Below are 9,545 nucleotides of genomic sequence, written 5' to 3'. Positions count from 1 at the left end.
CAGTTTTCAAGGAACAAATTTCGTCATATTTCTTGTCCCAGTCTCGCGACCGGAATTAGAATATACCATACATCGAAACTCAATTGCAAGCTTTATTTTTCAACTTGTTTTCGTTTCGTGCACCGCGCTTTCGTTTACCTCTCAGCGGCGGAATTAGAATATACCATGTCCCGCAACCGATATGCAACAGGTATTATTTTACAACAAAAGAAAGAGCCAATGCAAGCTGCATCGACTCTTTCTTATAACAAGCTGCCCCGTCAGGATTATGCCCAGTTCTCGCAACCTCGGAACGGCATATGTTTGCCTTCCACATACTTAGGGAACGGCAAGTATTCGTTGATGCCCTGCACCGCCTTGCCGCGAAGCAAGAAAGCCGACGGCCACTGCGGAATGGTGATCTTCGTACTTGCCGGGATGTAGCGGATTGTTAAGCCGCAGCGACGCAGCGGCGAATGGTTAGGCTCTGAACCGTGAATGATGTTCGGATGATGCACCGACACACCACCTGCGGGGAGAATAAGATCAACTGCTTTATCCTCTTCAACGAGTGACGGGTCTACCTCCGACTCAAGCACGTTAGCAGTCTTCGTATTCTTCTTCATCTCTTGCAGCTCCAAAGTCTGAGTGCCTGGGATTACTCGCAAGCAGCCGTTCTCCTGCAATGAATCATCAACGGCAAGCCAGAGCGTCACGACATTCATCGGGTCAAGCGGCCAGTAACTGCCGTCTTGATGCCATAGAACCGGACGACCGTCATACGGCGGTTTACTAATATAATGGGATGCAAACAGCGCAATGTCCGGTCCGATGTACTGCTCCGCAATATCTAGCAGGCGGTCATCACTGATAAGGCGCACCCAGAATGGATCGTCTGTCATCAACGTATGTCCGAGATTCTCCGGACGAAGATCTGGATTCTGCTTCATCAGCCAGTTCACATGCTCCGCTGCTTCCTGGATGAGTTCTTTATCGAGGACGTTCGGGTATACGGCATATCCATTAACGTCGAATTGTTCTTTTGCCTGCTTCAATTGTTCTAGGGTCATGGCAGGTTCCTCCTTCATAGTCGCTCTTGCATTTTCTTTATTTTAACCGCTTACATCTTGAGCTGTCCATAAGCCCGTCGACGTCACAATAAGGAAATATTACGATGTGAGAGGCTGATGCCTCAATCGGAAATGAAATCCCTGGCGTACGATAGAATACATGAATTTTATCGCGGGGGTTGAACGTTACATGAAGGCAGTCGTCACCGGAGGCGCTGGTTTTATCGGCTCTCATCTCGTCAAAGGTTTACTGGAAGGCGGCGCCACTGTCCATGTCATCGACAATCTGTCCTCAAACATCCGAGATCAGGTCGCTCCCGGAGCGGTGCTGCATACGGAGGATGTCCGATCAGCGGAAGCGAAGCAGATTATTGCCTCCGTCAAGCCGGAGCTTGTCTATCATCTAGCTGCGCGAGCGGATGTACAGCAGTCTATCCTGGCGCCATCTTTCGATGCCTCCGTTAATATTACAGGTACAATAAATATTCTTGATGCTTGCAAAGAAGCTTGCGTCAACAAAATTATCTTTGCATCGACGTCAGGCGTCTACGGCAATTTGGAGAAAGAGCGGATTACGGAGCGCGATCCCGCCATACCGATCTCATTCTATGGCTTGTCCAAACTGTCAGCTGAGCGCTACATCCACATGTATAGTCAGCTCTACTGCCTCTCTTACACCATTCTCCGATATGGCAATGTGTACGGCCCCGGCCAGAGGGCCAAAGGCGAGGGCGGCGTCATAGCGAATTTTATGGAACGGGTAATTGGCAATCTGCCTCTCTACATTAATGGCGACGGCGAACAAACCCGAGATTTCATCTACGTCGGCGATGTCGTACGCGCCAACTTGGCGGCTGCCCGCTATGCGGATCAAGAAACGATCCATGTGAGCACTGGTAAAAGCACGTCCGTGAACCGCATCGTAGAACTGCTGCGCGACATGCACCCTGACGAAATCCCTCTTCATTACCGCCCGTCGCAATCCGGCGATATTAAGCACAGCTGCCTAGCGAATCGGAAAGCCCGTATGAATCTGCAGTGGGAGCCAGAAGTTAGCATTGAGCAAGGGATTGCGGAGACCTATCGTTCATGGCTGCGGCGGTAGTGGATGGATATTGCATATCATATATAGAAGAAAGCCTTGAATGCTTGCCGCTTCGACGCGACATCATCTCAAGGCTTTCTTAGTACCGCTTATGGTGCATATACGGCACCTTGAAGCGAATAGGGACCCGTAATCCGCGCCCGCTTCTCCGCCGAACGCACGATTAAGTAATAGCGCTGTGCTGCAACTGCGCCGCCAATAATCGTATGCCGCTCTGTGGAACGCGCCCGCAGGAAGCAGGACTCCATGTTCCAATAGACGACGGTTCCTGTCTCCGATCCTTCGCGAAGCATGATTTCCAGCTCTCCGGAATCCCATTCGAACAGCCGCTCCCAGCTGATCTCGAAGCTCAGTACAATTCGATCGCCTGGCGCGATATTCGCAAGTCCAACCGAGGCAAGCACCATCTCATCCGGACCGACGAGAAAGGGAGCGAAGCTTCCTGAATCCGCAAACATTTTATCCGTAAACTTCATCGCAACCATCCCTTATCCATACGTAGATTGCAAACTCATGGCATGCGGTCGAAATCCTTGTCTGTAAAAATAGCAAGAAGAACACCCTTGCTTCGAACAATCAGCGTCACGGTCGTCGTATCATAGGTGAAGGAATTGGTGACAATCAGCAGGTTAAATGGTGTGTAGTTCGTAGGTATTGCCTCTATATAAGCCCCTGTGCCAGCCTTCAATTCTTGCAAAGTTTCAAAGAAAGACGCACTGTTGTGGCTCACCTGCACAAGCATGTCGAATGTCTTGCCACTCTCATTCATCACGGTTAATTCAATGGACTCTACGAATCTCGAATCCACCTTCGCACCCGGGACTACCGCTAGCTGAAAAATCGCCATATCATGCCTCCCTCATGCCGAATACTGTTTATAGTATCGTATGAAGCGCAGTCCGTTGTGCTTAGGACATATCCTCCCTGCCAGCAACCCAAATGTGTCGCTCCCTCTTCCAACTGTCCAAGCATGCGGCACCTATGAAGCATTTAATAATCTAAGAGGTTTGATGGCTAAGAACAGAAAGGAAGTGTGCGCGATGCGACTTACGGAGTTGAAAGGAACGTACGATACGATCTACAGCCTCGGTGATCTCTGTCTGCCTGCGATTCAGATGGAGCTCAATGACTTGCGGCCTTTTGCCGGACCGCTCGATTGGATGCAGTCTCAAGTGCTGCCTGATGTGATCAGACTGCTTGCGAACCGTTTCTCCGGATTCATGGATTACAGCCACTTGGAGGTCATTAGCAAAGCCACCGACAAGCTCTATTATGTGAAAGAGAAAGAGTACAACATCTACTCCAACCATGACTTCTACACGCATAACAACTTCCCGCCTGAGCTGAATGCATACCCGGAAGTGAAAGCGAAATATGATCGGAGGGTGGCTCGTTTCCTGGAAAAGGCAGCGACGAGCGAACAAATCCTATTCATCCGGACGGAAGCGACACCTGAGTTGACAAAGCAGCTGACCGATGTACTATCAACACTTGTTGCAGGCAGCTATCGGCTCTTGGTCGTTAATCATACGTCAGTTGCCGGCATCGTTGAACAAGACTGGGGACTGCCTCACGTATGCGCGATTCAGATGCCGAATGAGGAGATTTGGCAGGGGAACAACCACTTGTGGAAGCAGATTTTTGGGGGCATTGTACTCAAAGATGATTTTTAACTGTAGGAAAAAAGAGAAGGGCCTCCTTGAGATGCGTGAAGGAAGCCCTTTTTGCGTGCCAGTATGCAGCATGCGGTTATGAAGTTAGTTTGCTAATTGTTGAAAGGACTGGCCAGTCCGGCAGCATGTAGCCATCGGGAAGCCCTGCTAATATACGAGTCCACACCTCGTAGTCAACTCGCAGTGACGGATCTGACGTTTGTGCGGCGAAGATGCGGTTGTACAAATCTGCCGGCACCATAAAAGGCTGATTCGACATTGAGCCTCTTTTGCCCCCTCTATGGAAGTTTGGATTTCGCGATTGCGCTCTGGTAGACTCGCATCACATTGAGCATCATCGTATTCATCGACCATTGCTTAGCTCCCCATTGTCTCGCGCTATGTCCGAGCTGACGGCGGAGCGCGTCATTCTCAAGAAGCATCTCAAGCTGTGTTGCCAGTGTGACCGTATCTCGTACTGGAGAAATGAGCCCGTTCACGCCATGCTGCACCATCTCAGGCAGACCACCCGCAGAGGAGACAAGAGCCGGCAAACCGGCAACCTGTGCTTCCATCACCGAGAATGGCTGATTATCTTGAATGCAGGCATGCACGAAAATATCAGAGCTGTTCAGCAAACCGGGAATGTCGTCCCGCTCGCCAAGAAACAGTACGTCCTGCTGCAGCTGAAGCAACGCAGTCTGATTGAGCAGTTCTTCACGCTTCTCACCGTTCCCGACAATCCAGCACACCCAGTCCTGACGGCGCTGCTTGAGAAGATGCAAAGCTGCAATTAGCACATCAATTCCTTTGACGAAAGCAAGACGTGCCGGACAGATGATGACTTTCTTGTTAGGCGGGCGCTGCACAGTCGTCCCTTGCTTCAGCTTCCTGGTAAATGCATCAATATCAAGTCCATAGGGAAACACGGAGATCCGATCCGCTTGAATGCCGAATGAACGGACAAGCAGCTCCTTCTGCCAGTTGTTTGCTGTCACCGTTACATGACCTGCGCTAGCGCCGTAATGCTCAAGGCCGTTGAAGTACCGCCAAGCGGGGTCGCCCTCTTTGACGCCAAGCTGGGGGTTCAGCTTATAGTTCATCGTGAGCTCGAGCGCGACAGAACCGTGCACGTGAGCAACGAGCGCCGTCCGCGGCGCTTTCACCCGTTCAAACGCCCTTGCCGCAAAAATATCATGCGTATGGATCAGATCATACTGAGCAACGCCAAAATATGCCGCAGCCAATTCCATATAGTATCGTTCAAACTCGCTGTGCAGCACAAAGTGGTCCAAATGGATTTGAGGGACACGGGATGCATTCAGCTTCGCCATAATAAGCGGTCTGAGCACATCCTTGACCAGCTCCTTGTTCGTTCCCGGCATATGAATCTTGGTATTGTCCGGACTATTGCCCAGCATGTCGACCGTATGTCCCATCGCTTCAAGCCGATCTTTGAGCTGCAGCATATACTTCCATACGCCGCCCACATGCGGAATCGCCCAATAGGTGGCTAGTAGTATTCTCACGCTGTCTGATTCCCTCCCCGTGCACGTCCGAATTATTACATTTTATTGGGGAGACGACTTGTTAGTCACGGGCAGTTCGCCCCCGTCAACGGACTATTTACCAAATTGTAATAGAGGTATCTTCATGCAGATTATTGAATATAAATCCGTTATATAGTATATTTATTCATAAGATCATTTTGAGGGGGATTTCGGTATGTCGCTTGCTGTAAGGAATGTCGAGGCATCAGACGTGGTTAAAGTAGCTGAATTGATGCATAAATATATCGTGGAATTCTATAATAATCCATGGCCGGGCGATGACAGCATAGATGAACTCATCCAGACGCTGCTGCAGAAAGAGGAAGGCATCCAGTTCGTTGCCGAGAAAGACGGCGAGCTCGTCGGCTTCGCGACCTTGTATTTCTCCCGCAGCACGATGAAGGCGCAGAAGATTACGGTCATGAACGACTTCTTCGTACTTGAACCATACCGCAACACAAAAGTGGAGTCGCTGCTGTTCATGACTTGCCAGAAGTACACGCAGGATCTGGGGTTCTCGCATATGACGTGGATTACCTCGGCGGAGAACAAGCGCGCTCAGCAGTTTTTTGACCAAGCCGGGGCTGTACAGGGGAAATGGCTGTCATACTCGATCGTATAAATGATAAAGAGACTTGCGGCGGAAGGAACTTGAGAAAAAGTTCGCTTCACGGCTGCAAGTCTCTTATTTGGCGTTGAAAGACAAGTTAAAGAGTGACGAAGCTGCCGCCTGATTCTGCGGACTTCTGCTCTGCTTCAATAATATCAATCGTGCGCGCTGCGCTCTCTGGTGTACATACGGTCGTCGGCTTGTTATTCACGATGCCTTCCGTAAACGCACGAATTTCAAAGTAGTAGCCCATATCCTCAGATAGCTCAGCAACAAAGCCAGCACCCTCGTTCGGATTAACGGTCACTTGGTTGTTCTCGAAGATCAAGTTGCCGCCCTCGAAATTCACCCGGTACGTCATCGCGAATCCGAAATCGCCGCGAAGCGTCCAGTCCGCTTGCGCGTTCAGCACCAATCCATCCTCGTACACATAATGAGTCGAGACGATGTCATAGGCGCTACCAGGGATGACGTTGCGTCCGATCGTCGATACTTTGTCCGGAGCGCCGAACAGCCAGTTAATCATATCGGTATCGTGGATATGCATATCCATCAGCACGCCGCCGCTTTGGCTCCCGTCGAGGTACCAAGGCTGCGGAAGGCCTGAGCCGCGGAAGAAATAACCGCCGAGCGGCTTGCCGTAGCGACCGTCTTCGATGCAAGCTTTGAGGTATTCGTATGCAGGCCAGAAACGGAGGCACTGGGCGATCATTAACTGCTTGCCAGTACGCTTCGCTGTCTCAACCATCTTCCAGCTGTCTGCAGCAGAACGCGCCATTGGTTTCTCGCATAGTACGTGGAGACCGCGCTCGAGCATTTGGCAAGTGAGATCCGCATGCGCCGTCGTCGGCAGCGTAATGTCGACCATGTCAAGCTCTTCATTCGCCAGCATATCTTCGATGCTCGTATACAGGTTGAAGGCGGACAGATCGTACAGCTCCTGATTCGTCGCAATGTTGCCGATAGCCGCGCCGTTCTTCAGTTCTTCGATGCGAAGGTCACATACAGCCACGAGTTGAACCGGATGTCCTTCCTTCATCAATCTTGTATATTGGTCAAAATGCATTCTGCCCATAAAGCCAAAGCCGATCAAGCCGATTTTAATCATAGTCAGTTCGCTCCTCTATTAGATCCGGCCCAGGATTGCATCCATCGCGCGGGAAGTGTTGTAAATGATTTGTTTGCCGTGATGCGTATACGAAGGGATCATCTCGCCAATGACATAACCGTCATAGCCGACATTCGTAAGTGCCTCCATAACCGCTGGATAGTTCACATCGCCAGCAAGCAGGTCTACGAATCCATGCAGGCCGCCAGCTTGTCTGCGGTAGTCTTTGAAATGCACTTTCTTGATACGCTTGTCAAGAATACGAATCCACTGCTCCGGGTAGCCGCTATGAACGACGTTACCTACGTCAAAATATGAACCTACATAGTCCGAGCCTACTGTATCGATAAACGTTCTAAGCTCGAGCGGGGAAAGGAACAGCTTGTTCCATACGTTCTCGATACCGATGTTCACGCCCGCAGCCTTCGCATCCGGTGCAAGAGCGGAAATGCACTCAAGCGCGCGATCGTATGCACGCTCGTAATCAACAACTTCGCTATCAGGAATAAAGTCGACGCCGACAGCGCCTGGGATAACGAGAATCGTATCAACGTTGAAAGCTGCTGCAAGCTCAAGCTGCTTGCGAGTAATGTCCATCGCCTTGGTGCGAGTCGCTTCCGATTCGCTCGTCATGGAGTAGGACCAGTAGAGACCGGTTGCAAGACCGCAAATCTCAATGTCCGCTTGCTCCAGATGCGACTTGATCTCGCGGATCTCCTGCTCCGACGTCTCCAGGCTAAGCTCACCCGTTTCATTCAGCGCCAGTTCAATCCCCTCGAAGCCTGCGTCCTTCGCGGTGCGAATGCTCTCTGCAATCGTCATTCCTTGCGGGAACGACCAAATGTTAATCCCCTTCTTCATATGGTTGTCATCCTCCTAATTTGTGTTTTTCCTGTTTTCGATTCTATTCATAAACATATATAATTATTGTAGCGATAACTTAATTATATTTGAATTTGTGAGCAAAATATTTAGCGGATAGAGTGAAAATTTGTACGATTCCGAGATTATTGGCAGCGAGTCGCGGTACGGTGAGGCAAACCATTGGAAAGATGGTGGGCAATGTTGCGGCGGCGGGACTTGAGAAGATGCTGCGATGAGGATGAAGCGGACAGATGCCTAGAGAAGATGGACATTGGCGAGGAGACGGAAACGGTCCTGGAGAGGAAGGTGAAAGGATGATAAAGCGACAGGTTGTGCCTTATCGTGAATGGTCGCCGAGCATTCACTATGCGCAGTACCAACGGCTGATGCCGGGGAAGCTCGTCCGGCGGCGGCTATATGATTATGAGCTGCTGTATGTGCGCCAAGGCGAAGCGGCTACGACGATAGATGATGTGCGGCATGTGTGGAAGGCTGGGCAACTCGTTTATTTGCCTGCCGGGCTGTACCACCAGAACGAGGTGGTATCTAGTCCTGCCGCAGAGCTGCTCGGGATTCACTTCGATTATTTCAGCGAGCTGGAGGTTAGCTCGGATGAGGATATGGTGGTGAACGAGCAGCAGCCGGTGGCGGAGAAGTTCTGTGTTGAGCCGATGAACGAGACGTTCCCACCGTTGTCGGAGCAGCTGATCTATACGCCGCCGCATGGTTGTGTTCAGCTGATGGAGCAGCTTGTCGAGGAGTTCACGGCCCGGCCTCCGGGCTATGAACTTGTCTGCAAAGCGCTCATGCTGAATATTCTGTCGCAGCTGCAGCGGACGCGATCAACGCTGCATGAGCGCGCAGCGGAATCGGTACATGGTCAGCGCATACTGGCGCTGATGAAGCAGATGGAAACCGCGCCGGCCGAGACATGGCCGAGCAAGCGCCTTGCGGAGTCGCTTCGCATGACGGAGGATCATGCAGCGAAGCTGTTCAAGCAAGTCGCGGGGCAGCCGCCGGGCGAGTATTTGCGCGCCCTGCGGCATCGCGAAGCCAGACGGCTGCTCCGTGAAACGGAGCTGTCTGTAGAGGCGGTCGGGGCTGCGGTCGGCTGCCCGGACATCCATTATTTCAGCCGCCAATTCTCGAAACAGGAGGGGCTGTCGCCGAGCATGTACCGCAAACTGTCGCGGGTGCTGTAGATGGGGGCACAGCCGCTCCGCAAGTAGGGTCAGCCGCAGGTCGCGGCAACTGTGAAAAAAGCGGAGTTGAGGTAGCGGCGAGGCAGCCTCGCTGAATAGCGGTATAAATACTGAGAGAGCATATTTGTGCTCTCAATGTTATTTAGTAGGCGTTAATGGAGCTGAGAGAACGTATGTGTTCTCTCGGAAGTGTTTTAGCGCACTTTTGCAATAAATTGAACGCTGAGAGCACATATAGGTTCTCTCAGCGTTCAATTTTATTGAATTAGTTACTGAGAGCACATATACGTTCTCTCAGTCATTCTGAGGTGAGCACCGAACAGGTGGACGAGCGAACCTTCGTTCTGACTGGACTGAGAGGCGGAGCTTCCGACACTCAGAGCTCATTTAGGTTAGTTAAATTGC

Annotated in this window: 11 protein-coding genes; 4 read left to right on the top strand and 7 right to left on the bottom strand. The window is 51.2% G+C overall.

The genetic code is table 11. The annotated features are described in order from the left end of the window. Nucleotides 1–266 precede the first annotated feature (266 nt). Nucleotides 267–1,049 carry a phytanoyl-CoA dioxygenase family protein gene (locus tag AC0YNX_RS30530; RefSeq protein WP_475819444.1) on the bottom strand — a complete coding sequence of 261 codons (783 nt, stop codon included), beginning with the start codon at nucleotides 1,047–1,049 and terminating at the stop codon, nucleotides 267–269. Nucleotides 1,050–1,209: 160 nt separating this feature from the next. Between AC0YNX_RS30530 and AC0YNX_RS30525 the strand changes: the two genes are divergently transcribed. Further along, the gene (locus AC0YNX_RS30525) at nucleotides 1,210–2,154 is read left to right on the top strand and encodes a GDP-mannose 4,6-dehydratase (RefSeq protein ID WP_475819443.1); all 945 of its coding nucleotides are present in this window, start codon (nucleotides 1,210–1,212) and stop codon (nucleotides 2,152–2,154) included. 89 nt (nucleotides 2,155–2,243) lie between these two features. On the opposite strand, the gene AC0YNX_RS30520 is transcribed toward AC0YNX_RS30525, so the two are convergent. Then, complete coding sequence (locus AC0YNX_RS30520) at nucleotides 2,244–2,630, bottom strand: hypothetical protein (protein WP_475819442.1); 387 nt, start codon at nucleotides 2,628–2,630, stop codon at nucleotides 2,244–2,246. 35 nt (nucleotides 2,631–2,665) lie between these two features. After that, on the bottom strand, nucleotides 2,666–3,001 hold the full coding sequence (locus tag AC0YNX_RS30515) for a hypothetical protein (protein ID WP_475819441.1): 336 nt from the start codon (nucleotides 2,999–3,001) through the stop codon (nucleotides 2,666–2,668). Nucleotides 3,002–3,164: 163 nt separating this feature from the next. Here AC0YNX_RS30515 and AC0YNX_RS30510 point away from each other — a divergent pair, with 163 nt between their 5' ends. Further along, complete coding sequence (locus tag AC0YNX_RS30510; protein ID WP_475819440.1) at nucleotides 3,165–3,827, top strand: DUF1796 family putative cysteine peptidase; 663 nt, start codon at nucleotides 3,165–3,167, stop codon at nucleotides 3,825–3,827. Between the two features lie 76 nt (nucleotides 3,828–3,903). Here the strand turns inward: AC0YNX_RS30510 and AC0YNX_RS30505 are convergent, their stop codons facing one another. Next, nucleotides 3,904–4,086: a hypothetical protein gene (locus AC0YNX_RS30505; RefSeq protein WP_475819439.1), complete on the bottom strand. Its 183-nt coding sequence runs from the start codon at nucleotides 4,084–4,086 to the stop codon at nucleotides 3,904–3,906. Nucleotides 4,087–4,105: 19 nt separating this feature from the next. Further along, nucleotides 4,106–5,335, bottom strand: a complete 1,230-nt coding sequence (locus AC0YNX_RS30500) for a glycosyltransferase family 4 protein (RefSeq protein WP_475819438.1) — start codon at nucleotides 5,333–5,335, stop codon at nucleotides 4,106–4,108. A 196-nt stretch (nucleotides 5,336–5,531) separates the two neighbouring features. Here AC0YNX_RS30500 and AC0YNX_RS30495 point away from each other — a divergent pair, with 196 nt between their 5' ends. Beyond that, entirely contained in the window at nucleotides 5,532–5,978 is a 447-nt protein-coding gene (locus AC0YNX_RS30495) for an N-acetyltransferase family protein (protein ID WP_475819437.1), read from the top strand. Nucleotides 5,979–6,063: 85 nt separating this feature from the next. On the opposite strand, the gene AC0YNX_RS30490 is transcribed toward AC0YNX_RS30495, so the two are convergent. Continuing rightward, nucleotides 6,064–7,074 carry a Gfo/Idh/MocA family protein gene (locus AC0YNX_RS30490; protein WP_475819436.1) on the bottom strand — a complete coding sequence of 337 codons (1,011 nt, stop codon included), beginning with the start codon at nucleotides 7,072–7,074 and terminating at the stop codon, nucleotides 6,064–6,066. Between the two features lie 18 nt (nucleotides 7,075–7,092). Continuing rightward, nucleotides 7,093–7,935, bottom strand: coding sequence for a sugar phosphate isomerase/epimerase family protein (locus AC0YNX_RS30485; protein ID WP_475819435.1), 843 nt, complete (start codon nucleotides 7,933–7,935; stop codon nucleotides 7,093–7,095). 317 nt (nucleotides 7,936–8,252) lie between these two features. Between AC0YNX_RS30485 and AC0YNX_RS30480 the strand changes: the two genes are divergently transcribed. Then, a complete protein-coding gene (locus AC0YNX_RS30480; RefSeq protein ID WP_475819434.1) occupies nucleotides 8,253–9,140 on the top strand; it encodes an AraC family transcriptional regulator in 888 nt (295 codons plus the stop codon). Nucleotides 9,141–9,545: the final 405 nt, after the last annotated feature.

This window comes from Paenibacillus sp. J31R98 (genome assembly GCF_056269245.1).
This window is presented reverse-complemented; position numbering and strand designations above follow the sequence as displayed.

What these genes read in the sequence shown, in the direction of transcription:
- AC0YNX_RS30530 (WP_475819444.1), bottom strand. Translation starts at nt 1,049, where the DNA reads ATGACCCTAGAACAATTGAAGCAGGCAAAAGAACAATTCGACGTTAAT.
- AC0YNX_RS30525 (WP_475819443.1), top strand. Translation starts at nt 1,210, where the DNA reads ATGAATTTTATCGCGGGGGTTGAACGTTACATGAAGGCAGTCGTCACC.
- AC0YNX_RS30520 (WP_475819442.1), bottom strand. Translation starts at nt 2,630, where the DNA reads ATGAAGTTTACGGATAAAATGTTTGCGGATTCAGGAAGCTTCGCTCCC.
- AC0YNX_RS30515 (WP_475819441.1), bottom strand. Translation starts at nt 3,001, where the DNA reads ATGGCGATTTTTCAGCTAGCGGTAGTCCCGGGTGCGAAGGTGGATTCG.
- AC0YNX_RS30510 (WP_475819440.1), top strand. Translation starts at nt 3,165, where the DNA reads ATGGCTAAGAACAGAAAGGAAGTGTGCGCGATGCGACTTACGGAGTTG.
- AC0YNX_RS30505 (WP_475819439.1), bottom strand. Translation starts at nt 4,086, where the DNA reads ATGTCGAATCAGCCTTTTATGGTGCCGGCAGATTTGTACAACCGCATC.
- AC0YNX_RS30495 (WP_475819437.1), top strand. Translation starts at nt 5,532, where the DNA reads ATGTCGCTTGCTGTAAGGAATGTCGAGGCATCAGACGTGGTTAAAGTA.
- AC0YNX_RS30490 (WP_475819436.1), bottom strand. Translation starts at nt 7,074, where the DNA reads ATGATTAAAATCGGCTTGATCGGCTTTGGCTTTATGGGCAGAATGCAT.
- AC0YNX_RS30485 (WP_475819435.1), bottom strand. Translation starts at nt 7,935, where the DNA reads ATGAAGAAGGGGATTAACATTTGGTCGTTCCCGCAAGGAATGACGATT.
- AC0YNX_RS30480 (WP_475819434.1), top strand. Translation starts at nt 8,253, where the DNA reads ATGATAAAGCGACAGGTTGTGCCTTATCGTGAATGGTCGCCGAGCATT.